This is a genomic window from Geomonas diazotrophica (assembly GCF_019063885.1).
GTDB classification, from domain to species: domain Bacteria; phylum Desulfobacterota; class Desulfuromonadia; order Geobacterales; family Geobacteraceae; genus Geomonas; species Geomonas diazotrophica.
On sequence record NZ_CP077684.1, the window covers coordinates 3,748,193 to 3,766,929 of the forward strand.

Here is an 18,737-nt window from a genome sequence, read left to right on the forward strand (position 1 = left end):
TCAGCTCTTCCCTGCCTGGTAGATTCGTCCGGTATCCACTCCCATGCGCAGCAATTCCTCGCGCAGGGCATCGCCCCGCTTCATCGAGGTGATCACGATGTTGTGGTTGCCCGACAACAGGCCGATAGCCGGGGTCACCACCGACTTGTCGAAGAATTTGCGACCTGCCGCCTCGGCGTCCATTGCCACCGTCAGTTCCATACCCGCCTCTTTCAACGAAAGGTAGGCGATCTCGGCCACTTCGTCGATGCCGCAGAAGGCTACCTGCTTGACCCCGTGAGCCGACATGGACTTGAACAGCTTCAGGTAATCCTGACGGGCAACCGTGTAGAGGCCGGAGAAATAGCTTAAGTGCTGGTAGGCCAGACGGCTTTTTTCGGCGAAGCCTTTGGGGGTGAGGAGGTAGGCGTAGCGGTTTTTGGGGTAGCTGTTGACCCGGACGAAGCCTTTGGCCACCAGGTTCTTCAGGTAGGAGTTGACCAGTCCCAGGGCGATGCCGAGGCGTTTCGCCAGCTCGCGTTGCGAGAGCTGCTGGTCACCGGAGATCTCCGAGAGGAGGAGAAAAGAGCGATAAGTATCTAAAACCTTTTCATCGTCACCGTTCATGGAGTGAACAGTAGTATAATCCCACACAATTTTCAACAACAAACATCAAAACCATTGACAAGGTGAAAATCTGAGGCCATCAGAGAAAAGAGAACGCCTGAGAAGGAAACCTGGGCAGGATTCGTCGAATCTGAAATCGAATCGTCAAATCTCGGCGAGATTCGTCGAATCTGAAATCAAATCGTCGAATTTCAGCGAGATTTGTCGAATTAGAAATCAAATCGTCGAATTCCAGCGAGATTCGTCGAATTAGAAATCAAATCGTCGAATTCTAGCGAGATTCGTCGAATCTGGAACCAAATCGTCGAATCTCAGCGGGATTCGTCGAATTAGAAATCAAATCGTCGAATCTCAGCGGGATTCGTCGATTAGAAATCAAATCGTCGAATCTCAGTCGAGTCCCAAACCGCATCTTCCTTACTTGATATGGGATTTCAGCATCTGGTAGATGCCGGCAAGCTCTTTACCCCGCGCCTGCCAGGAGTGCAACTGGACCGCCCGCTCGCGGCCTTCAGCTCCGAGGTCTTCACGAAGTTCGTGGTCACCGGCCAGTCGGCCGATTGCTCCGGCGAAGTCTACGGCATCGCCGAATTTAACGTAGAGGGCGCAGTCTCCAAGGATCTCACGGTTGACGGGTGTGTCGAACACGACGGTGGGGAGGCCACAGGCAATGTAGTTGAAAAGTTTGCCGTTGGCTTCGGTGAGGGAGACTTTCGGGGAGACGGCAAGGTCGCCTGCACTCAAATATAGCGGCGCTTCGTCGTACGGGATCCTGCCGGTAAAGGTGATGATGTCGGAAATACCCATCGCCTCGGCCTTGTCACGATACGGCGCATCGGGAAAGCCCATAATGAGGTAGTGGATCTTCGCCCCCTGCCCTTTCAAATACGCGGCCGCTTCCAACAGCAGGTCCACTCCCTGGTAGCTGTTCATAAGGCCGAGGTAAGCAACAACGGGACGCTTCTCGGGAAGCCCCAGACGCGCGCGGATCTCTTCTTTGGGCTGCGGAGCGAACACGCCGGTATCGACGCCGTCGATCAAGGCCCGGACCCTGTCCCTCGGCACGCCATCCTTCAGCAGCAGTTCGACGGTAGGACTGGCGCTGGTGACGATGAAGTCGGAACTGCGGCTGATCCAGCGCTCCAACGTGGCGAAGAAGCGCTGCAATAGGGAACCGGGTTTGACGAAGCCGTGGTCGGTAATCTCGGCGGTGAGACTCCCCTGGCAATCGAAGAGCATGGGAACGCGGATCAGCATCTTCAGGAAGGCACCGAAGAAGGCCCCCTCGTGGAGATGCGCGTGAATGACGTGCGGCTTGAACTCGCGCGCCACCTGGTAGGCCTTAAGCAGAAGCTGCAGATCGAGAAAAGGCTTCACCCAGGAAGGACCGGCTTCGAGCTTCTTATACCAGGAAAAGCCGGCGATCCTTTCGGTAGGGACTCCGGGGACGTCGCGCCCGATGTGGTAGGTTACCAGCCGAACATCCACACCGCACGCCATGGCGGCCCTCGCTTCCTCGAGGATGCGGACGTGGCAGCCGCGGTCCGCAAAGAACGGGGTCGGCGCCAGCACCAGTACGCGCAGGGGAGTTTCAGCCAAAGTTGATCTTTTCCTTGATGTTGTAGATCGGTTTCCCCTGCGCCTCATAATAGGTGCGGGCGCTCAGTTCCGCCAGGAGACCGAGCACGATGAACTGGACCCCCATGAAGAGCAGGAACGCGGTCAGGATCAGAAGCGGGTTGCGGTTCATGCTGGTGTTCTCGAAGAACTTCATGTACACGGTGACGGCACCGCTCAGCGTGCCCGCGCACAGGGTGTAGATCCCCCAGCGGCCAAAGAGCTGGATCGGCTTGGTCGAGTAGCTCAGCAGGAACTTCACGGTCATCAGATCGAGGATCACCTTCATGGTGCGGGAGATGCCGTACTTGCTCTTGCCGTGCAGCCGCTCGTGGTGGCGGACCGGCATCTCGGTGACCCGGGCGCCGACCTGGTGCGCGAGCGCCGGAACGAAACGGTGCATCTCGCCGTACAGGTTCACGTCGTCGAGCACCTCGCGCCGGTAGGCCTTCAGGGTGCAGCCGTAGTCGTGCAGGTACACGCCGGTCATCCTGGAGATGATGCTGTTGGCCAGGATGGACGGGAGCTTCCGGTTTACGAAGGTGTCCTTGCGGTCCTTGCGCCAGCCGGACACAACGTCGTACCCCTCGTCGATCCTGTTCAAAAGCAGCGGGATGTCGAGCGGATCGTTCTGCATGTCGCCGTCCATCGGAACCACCACCCGGCCCGTTGCGGAATCGAAGCCGGCGGCCATGGCGGCGGTCTGGCCGAAGTTGCGGCGCAGGCGAATCACCTTGACGCGGTCGTCCTTGGAGGATAGGCGCTTGAGCGCTGCGTAGGAGTTGTCCGAGGAGCCGTCGTCTACCAGGATCAGCTCGTACTCAAGCCCCGTGTCAAACAGCGCCTCGCTGAGGCGTTCATGCAGGATGGGGATGTTATCTTCTTCGTTGTATATGGGAACTACGATGCTCAGATCCACACTGGTCTCCCCTTAAAAGCCGTTCAACGTACAACGTTCAACGCTTTAAAACATCACATGTCCTGGTTTCTTTGCCACCAGCAGCTACAGAAGCTGAATTCGACGCTGATTGATCTGTCGCCTGCACTTCAAGTGCGGCAACTGCAAGGTACGCTGATCGGGTTTGCCCGTTAGCGTCCCGCCGGACTGCCCTCGACTAATCCGGACGGACGCCGTTAGCGTCGGACGTCGAACCTTGAACGTCTTTCTCGAACGCCTTAACCCGCCGGACCTCAACTTCCCAGTGGGTCTGTCTCCCGCCACGGTAACGAGGGCTGATCAAGCCGCGAATGACCCCTGCGCCGTAGACGAGATGCAGCGTCGGGTAAACAATGAGAAGCCTCGGGAAAAGCGCGGCATCCTTTCCAGCCAAAGTCCCCTGCAACGATGCCAGCAGTACGATGACGAGGTACGCCCAAAGCGGCAGGGCTAGAAGCGGGACGCCAGCAAACGGCGTCAGCAGTGCGTACAGCAAAAAGAGCGAAGGCGCCAGCGAAACGGGCTTCAGCTTTCCGGATATGAGAGTCTGCTCGCCCCGTCCGCGCCCATAGCCGTACATCTGCCGGACGTAGGCGCGGTAGGTGCGACGCTGGCTGCGCTCCACGGCAAGTTCCGGATCGTGCACCAACTGGAGCCCTTCGCACTGCAGCCGGTCCATCAGTTCGTTTTCCTCGTTCGGATAGAGCCGCTCGTCCAGACCTTCGTGCGCCAGGAACATCTCGCGCCTGAAGCTCAGATTGCACAGGATCAGCTCATTATCGCTGCTGTAGCGTGCTGCACCGAACTTCCGGTACCGGTTCCGGACGCCGCCGCCACCGACCGCTGAGGCAAAGGCTATGCCGATGGCCCGCTGCAGGGGTGAATCGGACGCTGGAGTGAGCGATGGCCCACCGACTGCAGCGACACGCTCGTCCCGATAGTGACAGGCTGCCCTGTGGAGAAAGTCGGGCGCCACGACCGAGTCGTCGTCCAGAAAGTACAGGACATCACCCCGTGCCTCTCGCGCCGCCGCGTTCCTCTGCACACTCGGCTGGCAACCGTAGGCAATGAGGACCTCGAAAAGGTGTTCGGGGTACGTCGTATCGGCGAGCCCTGCAAGGGCGTGCACTTCTCCCCCCGGTTTTATCGGTATTATGACGGAGAATTTAGGTAGCATCAGGGGGGCTGTTGATGGCTGGCAGAGGAGACTACACCCCGGGTGGCGAGGCGCCGGAGACTTACTGTTACTGTTCAACAGGCTTCACTCTGTCGTAGCGCAAGGTTTTGTGACAGCCGACGGTGCACCCCCCACCGGAGGGGGTTGACTCGTAGCGGATTGGTATTTCCCAGGCACCGAACCCGGGAGCTTTGGGATAGATGAGGTGCTCCTGCTGTTCGGCATGTGGGTTGTGGCATATCCTGCAGGATCGCCCTTTTGCCGCCTTCTTCACGTGAACCGCATGCAGGTTGCGCTCGCCGTTTCTGAACTTGGTGAACCTGTCGGTGGTCTCCGCCGCAACAAGGTTGGGATCGTGGCAGCGGAAGCAGAGCGGGAAAGCCTCGGGACTGAAGGGCTTGTAAAGAAGGGTCGGGTAATCGTCCTTCAGGAGCTTTCTGTAGGGGCCGCCGTGGATCTGGTGGCAGTTGATGCAGTCGCCGTTGCGAACCGGTTGGTGCACGGATTTGCCTGTGGCCAGCTTGCGGTCGTGGCACATGAAACAGAGCTCTGAGCCAGGCTTGCGCAGAAGGGACTTGCTGTCCGACTGGTGCGCGTCGTGACAGGCGAGGCAATCACCGTCGGCAACGGGTCTGTGGGTGAACGACCCGGTGAAGTGCTCCTTGGGATGACAGCGGAAACAGAGGGTGGGACTGGGATCCTGCAAAAGCGATTTGACTTCGGCGCTGTGCGCCATGTGGCAGAGAGTACACTGGCCGAGGCCAACTGGCTTGTGCAGGACGGCCTTCTGCACGAGCTGCCCATGGCAGGAGGCACACAGCTTCTCCTTCTGGACCTTGAACCCCATGCTCCCCTTATCGATGGGGTGGTTATCGTTGAACTGCTGGTGGCAGTCCAGACACCTCCCCGCTGCAACCGGCTTGTGCGGCACGCTCCCGCGGACCAGATCCCTGTGGCAGATACTGCAGTCAAACGCGTCCGCGAGGGCGTCACCCGGAGAAAGGGTGACGCCGACGCAGATCAGAGACAGGACCAACGCGAAAAGATATGCATGGAGAAAATGTCGCACCGGATTCCCTTGGGGACCTACTTTCCGTAGCTGTGCAGACCGGAAAGGAAGAGGTTGACCCCCAGGTAGCAGAAGATGGTGGCTGCGAAGCCGATCACGGAGAGGATGGCCGCCCTGCGCCCGACCCAGCCGCGGGTGATGCGGGCATGGAGGAACGCCGCGTAGACGAACCATACGATCAGGGACCAGGTCTCCTTGGGGTCCCAGCTCCAGTAGGTGCCCCAGGCGTAGTTGGCCCAGGCGGCGCCGGTAATGATGCCGAGCGAAAGGAGCGGGAAGCCGATCATGATCGCCTTGTAGTTCAGGTCGTCCAAGGCCCTGATGGACGGGAACATAGAGAGGAGCCCGCCGGCCTGTACGTCGGCGCCCCCTTTTTCCATGGATTCCCTGATCAGGTACATGATCGAGATGCCGCAGGCGACCGCGAAGGCCGCGTAGCCCAAAAAGCAGGTGATGACGTGGTACATGAGCCAGTTGCTCTGCAGCGCCGGGACCAGCGGCTCGATGCCGGTGTCCAGGCCAAGCTGTGCCCAGGCCATGCCGAAAAGGGCGAACGGCATGACGAAGAAGCCGATGGCGCGGTACTTGTACTTGAAGTCGATGAACAAGAAGATCAGCACGATGGTCCAGGAGAAGAAGACCACCGATTCGAACAGGTTGGACAGCGGCGCGTGGCCGTGCCCCTGGTCATAGGACTCCTTCCAGCGCAGGCCGATGGCCGCGCCCTGGACCAGGAAACCAAAGAGGGCCGCGTAGGTACCGGCAAGCCCGACGGACTTGTTGCGCGAGGCAAGGAAAGCAAAGAATATGCAGGTGGAGACCATGTAAAGTACCATGGTCACATTGAAAAGCATGGAACTGGACATCGATATTACCCTCCGGTCGTTCAGTTAGAGCGGCGATGGGGGCTAGCCCCAGTTATGGTTGTTATCCTTTAAGCCTTGCCGATTTTCTCGACCAGGTCATCGAAACAGATCTCAAAGCCTGCCGGGTTCTTGCTGGCGGAACCGCCCAGGGTGACCCCCGAATCGGTGACGCGCGCCCACACCCGCTTGTGGGACATGAAGAACGCCATGCAGATACCTAACACCATCAGGAAGCAGCCGAACCATACCACCCAGACGCCCGGGTCGTGCGCCACCTGCAGGCCGGTGTAGAACTTCTGGTCCATACCGTCGAAGGTGATCAGCAGGTCGCCGCCGTGCTGGGCGTTGAAGGACTCGTACTTGTCGGAGAGGATCACGAACGGCTGCGGGTTGCCGCCGGCCGGGGTGAACTCGACCTGTGCGCCCGGACCGTCGAAGCCCCTCATGAAGGGACGGACGTCCATGGTCGCTTCCATGACGGAGAGGAAGGCGCCGCCCGGAAGTGCGACGCGCTCGCCCTGACGGGCGTTCAGCTTGACCGGTGCGCCCCCCTTGCGGTCACGCACGGTGAGGTGGTAGAGCGACCCCTCGTCGGACTGCCCGTAGCTGGACTGGTAGAAGGTGATTCCCTTGTAGGTGAGCGGGTCGTTGACGATGATGGGGCGGTTCTGGAAGCCCGGCACGGGCTGCCCGTTCTCCAACACGGTCAGCACGCTCCTGAACTCCTTCGGGGCACCGGTGTCGTAGAAGGAAACGGAGAACTTCTCGCAGCGCACGTCGAAGCCCAGCGGGATCATCTTGCCGCTCTGGGTCTGCACCTGGGAGATGGCGCCACCCTCGGGGATGTTGGTGTAGGCCTTGTAACCGAAGAAGGAGCCGATCAGGGCGCCGACGAAGATGACGATGATGGAGAGGTGCACCACGTAGACGCCGAGGCGGCACCAGGGGCTCTTCTGGGCGAAGAGGTGGTACTCACCGTCCTTCTCGGTGATCACCGGGGCGGCGAACTCGGCGCGCAGGAACGCCTCCATGCGCGACTTGAGCTCTTCCTTGGATCCCTTGAGCTTCAGGTCCTTCACGTTGACAAGAGACTTCTCGAAGCCGTCGTCCATGACCAGTACCGGCTCGGAAACCACCTTCCAGACGCGCGGCAGCCTCTTGATGGAGCAGCAGATCAGGTTAAGGGTGAGCAGGTAGAGCAGGAGGATGAACCACCAGGAGTGGTACATATCGAAGAAGCCAAGGGCGCTGTACAGACGGATCTTGGTCTCGCTCAGTGTCGCCAGGTACTCACGCTGCGGCCCCTGCTGGATGACGGTGCCGATGATCGATACCAGCGCCAGGCCAATCAGCAGGAAAATGGAAAGTTTCAAGGAACAGAAAAAATCCCAAACCTCTTGTGCAAATCCTCGTTTGTTCGTCGTAGTCAAGGCCGTCTCCCGGTAAGGTTATGTACAGCTGTCATAGCAGGTTTGCCATTATAGACAAATTGTCAATAAGCGCAAAACAAAAATTACGAATACAGTAGGGAACAAAAAAAAGGGTAACAGGCGAACCTGTTACCCCTAACACTGCAATTTGATTCCCCTAAGGGAGATTACTTCTTGTGGCAGTCACCACACTTGGTCGGGCCGCCCTTGGCAGCGTGGCACTCTTTGCAGGCTTTGCCGTGTGCCGCGTCCTTGTTGATAGCGATCTTGGCCGGAGCGCCGTCGCCGTGGCAGACTTTGCACTCGTTCTTGCCCTGGTGGGCCTTGTGGTTGAAGGTGACGTTACCGTTTTTAGCCGGATAAACGACGCTGTCTGCGGCCATTGCGGAAACAGCAAAGGCGAGAGTCAGAGCTACTGCAGCAAAAATCTTCTTCATGAGTCTTCCCTCCATTTTTTTAGGATCTGAAAACGGCCCGAAGGTATACAACCCAGGGCTCATTGTCAAGCAAAATCAATCGCAAATGGGCATCAGCCCTGCCTTGCGGCCTGCAGCGCCTGGTCCTTCTGCTCGACCTCTTCCGCCATCTGCGCCTTGTAGGCGACGAACTTGGCGCGCAATTCCGGGGCGGAGAGGGAGAGCATCTGCACCGCGAGGAGCCCGGCATTCTTGGCCCCAGCCTTGCCGATGGCCATGGTTGCGACCGGCATGCCGCCCGGCATCTGCACCATGGCATAGAGGGCGTCGACGCCGTTGAGCGCGCCGCCCGGCATGGGGACGGCGATAACCGGCAGCGGCGTCTCGGCGGCGACGACGCCGGCCAGGTGCGCTGCCATGCCGGCAGCGGCGATGATCACCTGGATGCCGCGCCCTTCAGCCTCGCGGGTGAGCTTCGAGGTTTTGGCGGGTGAGCGGTGAGCCGAGGAAACGTGCATCTCGTAGGGGACGCCGAACGCGGTCAGAACCCTGGCCGTCTCCTCCATGGTGGTCAGGTCGGAATCGCTTCCCATCAGAATCAAAACGGTCGGATTGGACATAAAAACTCCTTGAACAAAGATAGGGTTTACCGGTTCATGGCCTTGGCGCCGATGTCTTTTCTGTGGTGCATGCCGGGCCAGGTGATGAGCTTCACGCCGCTGTAGGCGCGGTCGATGGCTTCCTTCACGGTGGCGCCGAGCGCCGTGACCCCGAGGACGCGGCCGCCGTTGGTAACGATGGCGTCGCCGCTAGCCTTGGTCCCGGCGTGGAACACGACCAGATCCTCTACCCTGCCGGCCTCCGCGAGCCCCTCGATGACGTCCCCCTTGCGGTAGTCGGCGGGGTAGCCTTCCGCCGCCAGTACCACGCAGACCGCGGCCTTGTCGTGCCACTCGATCTCGACCCCTTCCAGGCTGCCGGAGGCGACCGCAAGGAGGATGGGAACGATATCGGACTTCATGCGCATCAAAAGCGGCTGGCACTCGGGATCGCCGAAACGTGCGTTAAACTCCAGGGTCTTGACGGAATCGCCGTCGATCATGAGACCTGCGTAGAGAACCCCCTGGTACCTGCGCCCTTCCGCCTTCATGCCGTCCACGGTGCGGCGCATGACTTCCGCCATGGCCTTCTCGTGGATGGGGGGGGTGACCACCGGAGCCGGGGAGTAGGCGCCCATGCCGCCGGTGTTGGGCCCCTTGTCGCCGTCGTAGACCGCCTTGTGATCCTGGGCGGAAGCAAGCGGGATGATGCGCTCGCCGTCGGTGAAGGCGAGGAAGGACGCCTCCTCCCCTTTGAGGAACTCCTCGATGACGACGCGGGAACCTGCTGCGCCGAAGGCGTTGCCGGAGAGCATGTCGGTGACGGCGGCCACCGCCTCGTCGCGGGTCTGGGCGATGATGACCCCTTTGCCTGCGGCAAGGCCGTCGGCCTTGATCACGATGGGGATCCCGGTCCTGTCGATGAACTCGATGGCGCCCGGCACCTCGGTGAAGACGCCGTAAGCCGCGGTGGGGACGTCGTACTTCTGCATCAGGTCCTTGGAGAACGCCTTGGACGCCTCGATGATGGCGGCGTTTTTGCGGGCGCCGAAAGCCTTCAGCCCGTTCTCCTCGAAGAGGTCGACCAGTCCCAAAGAGAGCGGCAGTTCCGGCCCGACCACGGTCAGTTCCACCCCTTCCTTCTTGGCGAAATCGAGCAGACCCTGGAGGTTGTCCACCGCGATATCCACGTTTTCAGCCAGCCCCGCCGTACCCGGGTTCCCCGGTGCGCAGAACACCTTGGTCACCAGCGGGGATTGGGCGATCTTCCAGACCAGCGCGTGCTCGCGCCCGCCGGAGCCTACAACCAATACTTTCATATGGATTTCCCTCATATCTCCTCCCCCTTGGAGGGGGGAGGGGATGGTCCTCAAACGACAATGGACAAAGACGACGTAGCGTTGTCAATTGTCCATTGTCAGTTGTCCGTTGATGTTTAGTGCCTGAAGTGCCTCATGCCGGTGAAGACCATGGCGATGTTGTGCTCGTCTGCGGCGGCGATGACCTCGGCGTCGCGCATGGAGCCGCCCGGCTGGATCACGGCGGTGACGCCGACGCTGGCGGCGTTGTCCAGGCCGTCACGGAACGGGAAGAAGGCGTCGGAGGCCATGACGGCACCCTGGACCGGGATCCCGGCGTGCTCGGCCTTGATGGCGGCGATGCGGGCGGAGTTGACGCGGCTCATCTGGCCGGCGCCCACGCCGACGGTGGCGTTGCTGCGACCGTAGACGATGGCGTTGGATTTGACGAACTTGGCCACCCGCCAGGTGAAGAGGAGGTCCTCCATCTCCTGGTCGGTCGGGGCGCGCTTGGTCACCACCTTGAGCTCGCTGAAGAGATCGAGGTCGGCGTCCTGCACCAGCATGCCGCCGTTCACGCGTTTGAAGTCGCAACGGGGAGCGGGCTGCTCGGGCCAGAAACCGCACTCCATGAGGCGGACGTTTTTCTTGGCGGCCACGATCTCGCTGGCGGCCTCGGTGACCTTGGGAGCGATGATCACCTCGACGAACTGGCGCTCCACGATGGCGCGCGCGGTGGTCTCGTCCAGCTCGCGGTTGAAGGCGATGATGCCGCCGAAGGCGGACTCGGGGTCGGTCTTGTAGGCGAGGTCGTAGGCTTCCATGATGTTGCCGGCGACGGCGACGCCGCAGGGGTTGGCGTGCTTCACGATGACGCAGGCGGGCTGGTCGAACTGCTTCACGCACTCGAGCGCCGCGTCGGTGTCGCCGATGTTGTTGTAGGAAAGCTCCTTGCCCTGGATCTGGCGCGCGGTGGAGATGGAGGCCTCCTTCCCCCCCTTCTCGACGTAGAAGGCGCCGGACTGGTGCGGGTTCTCGCCGTAGCGCATCCCCTGGGCCAGCTGGTACTGCAGGGTCAGGGTGTCCGGGTACTTGGCCACACCTTCGCCGGTGCGGGCACCGAGCCAGTTGGAGATGGCGCCGTCGTAGGCGGCGGTGTGCTGGTACACCTTGACGGCGAGGCGGAAGTTGGTCTCACGGGAGACGCTGCCGGCGCTGGCTTTCATCTCGTCGAGAACGAGCTGGTAGTCGGCGTGGTCGACGATGACGGTGACGTCGCGGTTGTTCTTGGCAGCGGAGCGGAGCATGGTCGGGCCGCCGATGTCGATGTTCTCGATGGCGTCTTCCATGGTGCAGTCTTCCTTGGCCACGGTCGCCTCGAAGGGGTAGAGGTTGACCACCACCATGTCGATCGGCTCGATGCCGTGCTCCTGCATCTTGGCCACGTGCGCCGGGTTCTCGCGCATGCCGAGGATCCCGCCGTGCACCTTCGGGTGCAGCGTCTTGACCCTGCCGTCCAGCATCTCGGGGAAACCGGTGAACTCGGAGACGTCCTTCACCGGGATGCCTGCCTCACGCAGCAGCTTTGCAGTGCCGCCGGTGGAGAGGATCTCCACGCCGTAGCCGGCCAACGCCCGGGAAAATTCCACCACTCCAGTCTTCTCCGACACGCTTACCAGCGCGCGCCCAATCTTTGCCATGATTCGCTCCTTTTTTTTAGAACCAAAATTGCCACGGAGAAAAGCGGAGGAAGTCCGAGTAAACCTTCAGAAATGGTTCAGGCTTGCTCAGATGTCCTCAGATTTTCTCCGTGGCTAAAGTTTTAAGGTTTCGGGAAATCTATATTTGCCAGGAAGTGCTTTTCGAAGAGCGGTGTGCCGGAAAGGGGAATGACGCGGACCCTTTGCGCCAGGTCCTCCATCTGTTCGCGGCCGCCCGCGGCGAGCAAAACGCGCTCCACCCCGGCCAGTGCCCCCTCCTTGATAAATCCGGTGATTCTTACCATTTTTTCGTTGAAAATTCCAACCTTTTTTAGCACATGCGGAGAGAGCACGGCGCCGAAGGAACCGGTCAACACCACTTGCGAAACCTCGTCCATGGAGAGGTTCGCCTTGCCCAGGAGGATCTCCATGCCGCCGCGCATCGCCCCCTTGGCGAGTTGCAGGGCCCGGATATCCTCCTGGTCGAGGTAGACGAGGCTTTTCGCGTCACGATGCAGCACGAAGGCGGGAACGCCGTTCACCTCCTGCACCCGGGTCCCCAGGTTGGAATCGATCTCGGCAGCGGGAAGGAGGCGGCCGGTCGGCGCGACGATCCCCTCTTCCAGGAGGGCGGCCACGGTCTCCAGCACACCGGTGCCGCAGATGCCGCGTGGCGGAGCACCGGCAATGGTGTTGATCTTCAACCGGTCCCCTTCGATGCGCACGCCGCTCACCGCGCCGGGAAGGGCCGCCATGCCGCACTTCAGGTTGCCCCCCTCGAAGGCGGGACCGGCGGCGGCCGAGGTGGCGAGGTAGCGTTCGCCGTCGTAAAGGGCGATCTCGGCGTTGGTCCCGACGTCGAGAAAGAGGGTCCCGGGCTTTGGTGCTGCCGCCATGCCGAAGAGGAAGGCGAGCAGGTCGCCGCCGACGAAACCGCCGGGAAGCGGCAGCAGGTAGCACGGGTAATCGCGGCTCCAGCCGAGGTCGAGGGTCGCAACGGATTTTCCGGTGGAAAAAAGGGGACGGAAGGGGGGATGGGCCAGCGACTCTACCGGCAAGGCCAGGGCGATGGTTTCCATGGAGGGGTTGCCGGCGACGGCCACCTGGACGAGATCGGCGGGCGACGCCCCGGCCTGGTCCAGCAACTCGCCGGTCATGCGTTCCATCTCGGCGGCCAGCGCGGCCTGCATGGCGCGCAGGGTTTCGGGGTCGCCCCCGGCGGTGAGGCGGGCCAGGACGTCCGCACCCCAGCGGCGCTGGGGGTTCATGGCCCCGGTGACGGCCAGGCGCGCTCCGCTTGCCGGATCGACGAGCGACGCGGCTATGGTGGTGGTGCCGAGGTCGAAAGCGGCGGAGAGCCCCTTAGACGAAGACAATGGCGCTCCCCCCGGCGGGCTCGACCTCACCGATCGCTGCGGCGAAGAGGCCGGACTGCCCGGCGCGGGCGAGGAATTCACGGGCGTCGTCGGGGGCGAGGGAGATGAGGAGTCCCCCGGAGGTTTGCGGGTCGAAGAGCGGCAGCAGCGCGTCGCCGCCGGAGCCGGTTACGTGGGATTCGTAATGCTGGCGGTTTCGATAGCAGCCGGCGGGAACCATGCCGTCGCCGATGAGCGCCGGGACGCCGGACATGACCGGAACGCGGGAGAGTTCGATGCGGAAGGTTACCTGAGCGCCGAGCGCCATCTCGCAGGCGTGCCCGATGAAACCGAAACCGGTCACGTCGGTGGCGGCGGTAGCGTTGCAGTCGACCATAAGCTCGCACGCCTTGGCGTTGAGCGCGGTCATCCAGCCGATGGCCTCCGTTGCCAGGGCGTCGTCGATCATCTCCGCCTTGATGGCGGTCGACACGATGCCGGTCCCGAGCGGCTTGGTGAGGACGAGGAGGTCGCCGGGGCGCGCGGTGCAGTTTCTCACGATGCGGGAGGGGTCGATGAGGCCGGTGACGGCAAGGCCGAACTTCAGTTCGTCATCCTCGACGGTATGGCCACCGACCAGGCAGGCGCCCGCCTCCTTGAGCGCGTCGGCGCCGCCGGCGAGTATGGAGGCCAAAACCGAGGTGGGGAGCGAGCAGGCCGGGAAGAAGGCGAGGTTCATCGCCGTCACCGGTTTTCCCCCCATGGCGTAGACGTCGGAGAGGGCGTTGGCCGCGGCGATGCGGCCGAAGGTGAAGGGATCGTCCACGAGCGGCGTGATGATGTCGGTGGTCTCCACCAGGGCGAGGCTCTCCCCTATGCGGTAGATCCCCGCATCCTCGGCCCCCTCAACCCCCACGATGAGGTTGGGATCGTCCGAGCGGGTTATGTCGCGGATGGCATCTTCCAGGCCCGCCGGGCCCAGTTTGGCGGCTCAACCCGCCGCCTGCACCATCGTTGTGAGCCGTACCTTGTCAGTCATGACCTCTCCTGAAGAAAATCGGGGCTAGGCACTAGGGGCTGGGGGGCTAGCAAAACCAGCATTCGCTCCCCCTGCTAATCCGGTGTGGTCCCTGTTTTGTCTTTGCTGGTCCCTTGTTTTTTGCCAGTCACTGCCCTACCCGATGTACACCCTGCGCACGCGGCGGGTGGCGATGCCGCACATGATCTCGTAGGGGATGGTGCCGGCCTTCTCGGCCAACTCCTCGGCGCTGATGCGGTCGCCCATCGGGTCCGGTCCCAGGAGGGTCACGTCGTCCCCAACGGCAACCCCCTCGATATCGGTCACGTCCAGCATGATCCAGTCCATGCAGACGGTGCCGGCGACCCGCGCCCGCTTGCCGCGGATCAGGGCCTCCCCCTTGTTGGTGAGACTGCGGCAATAACCGTCGGCGTACCCCACGGGAACGCTGGCGATGAGGGCCCGCTTGTCGGCAACGTAGCGCCTGCCGTAGCTGATGCTGGTCCCGGGTTCCACCCACTTGAGCATCGCCACCCGGCTCTTCAGCTTCATGACGGGCAGGGAAGCCTGCTCGGCCGCGAAATCCCGGGAAGGGGCGGCGCCGTAGAGGATGATCCCCGGTCGCACCAGGTTGCAGAAGGGAAGCTCGGCCGCGAGGATGGCGGCGCTGTTGGCGACGTGGATGTAGCGGGGATCGAATCCCTGGCGATGGGCCTCGACCACGGCGGCGTTGAAGCGCTCGGCCTGCAGTTTGGTGAAGGCGAGGCCGTCCTGGTCGAGCTCGTCGGCGCTCGCGAAGTGGGAGAAGATCCCCTCCATCTCCAGGTTCTTGAACTGCTTCAGCTGCTCAAGGAATTCGGGCACCTTGTCCCAGGGAACCCCGAGACGCCCCATTCCGGTATCGACCTTCAGGTGGATCTTCGCCTTGCGGTAGCACTTGATCTCCAGGGCCGCCTGGTCGAGCGCCGCCGCCTGCTCCAACGAATAGAGCGCGGTGGAGATGTTCAACCCGATGCAGCGCCTCTCCTCGCCTGGATAAACCCCGCCGAGGATCAGCACCGGCCGGTAGATGCCGCTCATGCGCAGTTGCACCCCTTCCGCGAGGAAGGCAACGGCGAAGGCGTCTACCCCGAGCTTTTCCAGCTCCTCGGAGACGTACTGGAAACCGTGGCCGTAGGCATCGGCCTTGACCACGGCAAGTATGCCGCACCCCTTGGGCACCTTCCTCTTTACCAACCCGAAGTTGTGCCTGAGTGCGGCGAGATCTATCTCGACCACCGTAGGACGACTGTCCATCGCGAAATCCCGTATCGGTATATCTGAATGAAATCAGGCCGGGACGGTCCCGGCCAGAGAATTTTCTACCACTTTAGCCCCTGACTGTAAAGGCAAAAACCCGAAAGCGATTGACTTTGCAAGAGGATTCCATTATGTTTACGGCCTCAGCAAAGCCAGCTAGGGGAGTTCGCCAGAACTGAGACAGGTCGTTCCTGAACCCTTTGAACCTGATCCGGGTAGTACCGGCGTAGGGAAGCGGCGCGTACTCCGACCTTTTTATCCAGGAGCCGTGACCCCCGTCGCGGCTTTTTTGTTTTCGTATCCAAAAAGCCTCAACGCGAAGACGCGAAGGCGCAGAGACGCCAAGAAAGGCTTACCAGGGGAACGACCCGGTTCTCCCGCTTTGCCTCTGCGTCTTCGCGGCTCTGCGTCTTTGCGTTAAATCTTTTAGAGGTGTCCCTTGTTAAGACTCGTGGTTGACCATAGCGGGAAGGAGCGGCGTGTGGCGGGACTGTACCTCATCACGGACCAGGGTGAACGCCTGGTGCCGCGGGTACGGGAGGCGCTCGGAAGTGGCGGGGTCGCCCTGCTGCAGTACCGCGACAAGGTGCGCAGCTACGAGGAGCGCCTCGCTTTGGGAAGCGACCTGAAACACCTGTGCGCCGAGTTCCAGGCGCAGTTCATCGTGAACGACGACCTTGAGCTTGCCCTGGCTCTCGACGCCGACGGACTGCACCTGGGCCAGGAGGACGGAGACCCGGCCGCGGCCCGCGCCGCCCTGGGACCGAAGAAGCTGATCGGCATCTCCACCCACTCGGTCGAAGAGGCGCTGGCCGCCCAGGAGGCGGGTGCCGACTACATCGGCTTCGGCTCCCTCTACCCCACCGAGACCAAGGATGTCGAGCATCTCCAAAGCCCGGAAGCGCTGGCCCACCTGAGGCAACAGGTGCAGATCCCCATCGTCGCCATCGGCGGCATCTCCAGGGACAACGCCTGCCCGGTGATCGATGCCGGCGCGGACGCCATAGCGGTCATTTCCGCCGTACTTTCCTCCCGCTCTCCCGGCCTGGCCGCGACAGAGCTGTCGCTTTTGTTCAACCGTACCCAACCGCAACCGCGCGGCGGGGTGCTCACCATCGCCGGCAGCGATTCCGGCGGCGGTGCCGGCATCCAGGCGGACCTGAAGACCATCACCCTCCTCGGGAGCTACGGCGCCTCGGCCATCACGGCCCTCACCGCCCAGAACACCCGTGGCGTCACCGGCATCCATCCCTCCCCCCCGGCCTTCCTGGCGGAACAGATCGACGCGGTGCTGTCGGACATCCCCATCGACGTGGTGAAGATCGGCATGCTCTGCTCGCCGGAGAACGCCGAGATCGTCGCCGACAAGCTGACGGCCTACGAGATGAGAATTGTGGTGCTCGACCCGGTGATGAGCGCCAAGGGGGGGGTGGCACTCCTCGAGGACGAGGCGCTCTCGGTGCTGAAGAAAAGGCTCGTGCCGGCCAGCTACCTGGTCACCCCCAACATCCCGGAGGCGGAGGCCCTCACCGGCCTCACCATCACCGACAGCGCCGGGATGGAACTGGCCGCCCGCGCGCTGCACCTCATGGGGGCCAGGCACGTGCTGGTCAAGGGGGGACACCTGACCGAAGGGGTGGTGACCGACATCCTCTTCGACGGCAGCGGCTTCACCCGCTTCAGCGCGCCCCGCGTGCTCACCCGCAACACCCACGGCACCGGCTGCACCCTGGCCTCCGCCATCGCGAGCTACCTGGCACAGGGGGAACCGCTTCCGAGCGCCATATTGAGGGCGAAGCTGTTCGTCACTCGCGCCATCAAGTATTCCCAACCGCTTGGGAAGGGGCACGGCCCTGTGAACCATTTCCTGGCGGCACGAGACCAGGGGGAGTAGGATAGGCGCCTTTGGGTGCCATTGTCAGGAAGGCGGGCGAATGATTTTTCGCCGGTTCGTTTGTAGGGGCAAATAATTATTTGCCCTCGATTCAAATATTTCATCGCGCAGGAACCAGCCATAAAAGGAGTAGCCATGACCCAGCTGGAGTACGCCCGCAAGGGGATCATCACCGACAAGATGAAGACGGCAGCCCTCGCCGAGGGGGTCGACGCCGAGTTCATCCGCGCCGGGATCGCCGCCGGGAACATCATCATCTGCCATAACAACAAGCACGTAAACGGCACACCGCTCGCGGTGGGCAAGGGGTTGAGGACCAAGGTCAACGCCAACATCGGCAGTTCGGCGGACGATCTCAATTTCGAGAAGGAGCTGGAGAAGGTACGCGTGGCGGTAGCCAGCGGCGCCGACGCCATCATGGACCTCTCCACCGGCGGCCCGGTTGACGAGATTCGCCGCGCCGTCATCGCCGAGACTTCCGCCTGCATCGGCACCGTGCCGCTGTACCAGGCCGCGCTCGACGCGGTGAGAAAGCACAAGAAGGCGATCGTCGAGATGACCGTGGAGGACATCTTCCAGGGTGTCATCAAGCACGCCGAGGACGGCGTCGACTTCATCACGGTGCACTGCGGCGTGACCCGCTCCACCGTCGAGCGCATGCGCAAGGAAGGGCGCATCATGGACGTCGTTTCCCGCGGCGGCGCCTTCACCATCGAGTGGATGGCGCACAACAACGCGGAGAACCCGCTCTACGAGCACTTCGACCGCTTGCTCGAGATCACCAAGGCCTACGACATGACCCTGTCGCTGGGAGACGGCTTCCGCCCGGGCTGCCTTGCCGACGCCACCGACCGCGCCCAGATCCACGAGCTGATCATCCTGGGCGAGCTCACCCAGCGCGCCCAGGAATACGGCGTGCAGGTGATGATCGAAGGCCCCGGACACATGCCGCTGAACCAGATCGAGGCCAATATCCTCTTGCAGAAAAGGCTGTGCCACGGCGCCCCCTTCTATGTGCTGGGTCCGCTGGTCACCGACATCGCCCCTGGCTACGACCACATCACCTCCGCCATCGGCGGGACCATCGCCGCCGCGGCCGGCGCCGACTTCCTCTGCTACGTGACCCCGTCCGAGCACCTGAAGCTTCCCAGCGTCGAGGACGTGCGTGAAGGGGTGATGGCGTCCCGCATCGCCGCCCACGCCGCCGACATCGTCAAGGGCGTGAAGGGCGCCATCGAGAAGGACAACCAGATGGCGCGCTGCAGGAAGAAGCTCGACTGGGAAGGGCAGTTTGCGCTGGCCATCGACCCGGTGAAGGCGCGTCGCCTGCGCGAGGAGTCCGGCGTTGCGGACCACGGCGCCTGCACCATGTGCGGCGAGTTCTGCGCCTACAAGGTGATGGACGACGCCACCGAGCGCGAGCGCGCCAACGCCGCTTGCGCCTAGCCGTCCCGCA

16 protein-coding genes and 1 riboswitch are annotated in these 18,737 nt (G+C 62.3%); of the genes, 2 read left to right on the forward strand and 14 right to left on the reverse strand.

All coding sequences use genetic code 11. The annotated features are described in order from the left end of the window. From KP003_RS16425 to alr, 14 genes are all read right to left on the reverse strand, one after another. Positions 1-606, reverse strand: coding sequence for a winged helix-turn-helix transcriptional regulator (locus KP003_RS16425; protein WP_216497650.1), 606 nt, complete (start codon positions 604-606; stop codon positions 1-3). Between the two features lie 417 nt (positions 607-1,023). After that, entirely contained in the window at positions 1,024-2,205 is a 1,182-nt protein-coding gene (locus KP003_RS16430; protein WP_216497649.1) for a glycosyltransferase family 4 protein, read from the reverse strand. Beyond that, positions 2,198-3,142, reverse strand: coding sequence for a glycosyltransferase family 2 protein (locus KP003_RS16435; RefSeq protein ID WP_216789229.1), 945 nt, complete (start codon positions 3,140-3,142; stop codon positions 2,198-2,200). The genes KP003_RS16430 and KP003_RS16435 overlap by 8 nt, the downstream gene beginning before the upstream one ends. 196 nt (positions 3,143-3,338) lie before the next feature. Continuing rightward, the gene (locus KP003_RS16440; protein WP_217299916.1) at positions 3,339-4,337 is read right to left on the reverse strand and encodes a glycosyltransferase family 2 protein; all 999 of its coding nucleotides are present in this window, start codon (positions 4,335-4,337) and stop codon (positions 3,339-3,341) included. A 67-nt stretch (positions 4,338-4,404) separates the two neighbouring features. Beyond that, positions 4,405-5,373 carry a cytochrome c3 family protein gene (locus KP003_RS16445; RefSeq protein WP_216497646.1) on the reverse strand — a complete coding sequence of 323 codons (969 nt, stop codon included), beginning with the start codon at positions 5,371-5,373 and terminating at the stop codon, positions 4,405-4,407. A 50-nt stretch (positions 5,374-5,423) separates the two neighbouring features. Next, positions 5,424-6,272, reverse strand: a complete 849-nt coding sequence (gene ccsB, locus KP003_RS16450) for a c-type cytochrome biogenesis protein CcsB (RefSeq protein ID WP_216497645.1) — start codon at positions 6,270-6,272, stop codon at positions 5,424-5,426. A gap of 68 nt (positions 6,273-6,340) precedes the next feature. Beyond that, a complete protein-coding gene (gene resB / locus KP003_RS16455; protein ID WP_216789233.1) occupies positions 6,341-7,702 on the reverse strand; it encodes a cytochrome c biogenesis protein ResB in 1,362 nt (453 codons plus the stop codon). Between the two features lie 167 nt (positions 7,703-7,869). After that, a complete protein-coding gene (locus KP003_RS16460) occupies positions 7,870-8,139 on the reverse strand; it encodes a cytochrome c3 family protein (protein ID WP_216497643.1) in 270 nt (89 codons plus the stop codon). A gap of 92 nt (positions 8,140-8,231) precedes the next feature. Further along, positions 8,232-8,738, reverse strand: coding sequence for a 5-(carboxyamino)imidazole ribonucleotide mutase (purE, locus tag KP003_RS16465; RefSeq protein ID WP_216497642.1), 507 nt, complete (start codon positions 8,736-8,738; stop codon positions 8,232-8,234). Between the two features lie 26 nt (positions 8,739-8,764). Continuing rightward, positions 8,765-10,036: a phosphoribosylamine--glycine ligase gene (gene purD, locus KP003_RS16470; protein WP_217299917.1), complete on the reverse strand. Its 1,272-nt coding sequence runs from the start codon at positions 10,034-10,036 to the stop codon at positions 8,765-8,767. A gap of 116 nt (positions 10,037-10,152) precedes the next feature. Beyond that, complete coding sequence (gene purH, locus KP003_RS16475; protein ID WP_217299918.1) at positions 10,153-11,715, reverse strand: bifunctional phosphoribosylaminoimidazolecarboxamide formyltransferase/IMP cyclohydrolase; 1,563 nt, start codon at positions 11,713-11,715, stop codon at positions 10,153-10,155. A 122-nt stretch (positions 11,716-11,837) separates the two neighbouring features. After that, positions 11,838-13,091: an ASKHA domain-containing protein gene (locus KP003_RS16480; protein ID WP_216497639.1), complete on the reverse strand. Its 1,254-nt coding sequence runs from the start codon at positions 13,089-13,091 to the stop codon at positions 11,838-11,840. Next, positions 13,078-14,109: a selenide, water dikinase SelD gene (selD, locus tag KP003_RS16485; protein WP_216497638.1), complete on the reverse strand. Its 1,032-nt coding sequence runs from the start codon at positions 14,107-14,109 to the stop codon at positions 13,078-13,080. The genes KP003_RS16480 and selD overlap by 14 nt, the downstream gene beginning before the upstream one ends. Positions 14,110-14,244: 135 nt before the next feature. Beyond that, positions 14,245-15,384, reverse strand: coding sequence for an alanine racemase (alr, locus tag KP003_RS16490; protein ID WP_217299919.1), 1,140 nt, complete (start codon positions 15,382-15,384; stop codon positions 14,245-14,247). A 151-nt stretch (positions 15,385-15,535) separates the two neighbouring features. Continuing rightward, a riboswitch (TPP riboswitch) is annotated at positions 15,536-15,637 on the forward strand. Positions 15,638-15,826: 189 nt separating this feature from the next. Between alr and thiD the strand changes: the two genes are divergently transcribed. Further along, the gene (thiD, locus tag KP003_RS16495) at positions 15,827-17,281 is read left to right on the forward strand and encodes a bifunctional hydroxymethylpyrimidine kinase/phosphomethylpyrimidine kinase (RefSeq protein ID WP_216789237.1); all 1,455 of its coding nucleotides are present in this window, start codon (positions 15,827-15,829) and stop codon (positions 17,279-17,281) included. A 135-nt stretch (positions 17,282-17,416) separates the two neighbouring features. Further along, positions 17,417-18,727, forward strand: coding sequence for a phosphomethylpyrimidine synthase ThiC (gene thiC, locus KP003_RS16500; RefSeq protein WP_199390632.1), 1,311 nt, complete (start codon positions 17,417-17,419; stop codon positions 18,725-18,727). Positions 18,728-18,737: the final 10 nt, after the last annotated feature.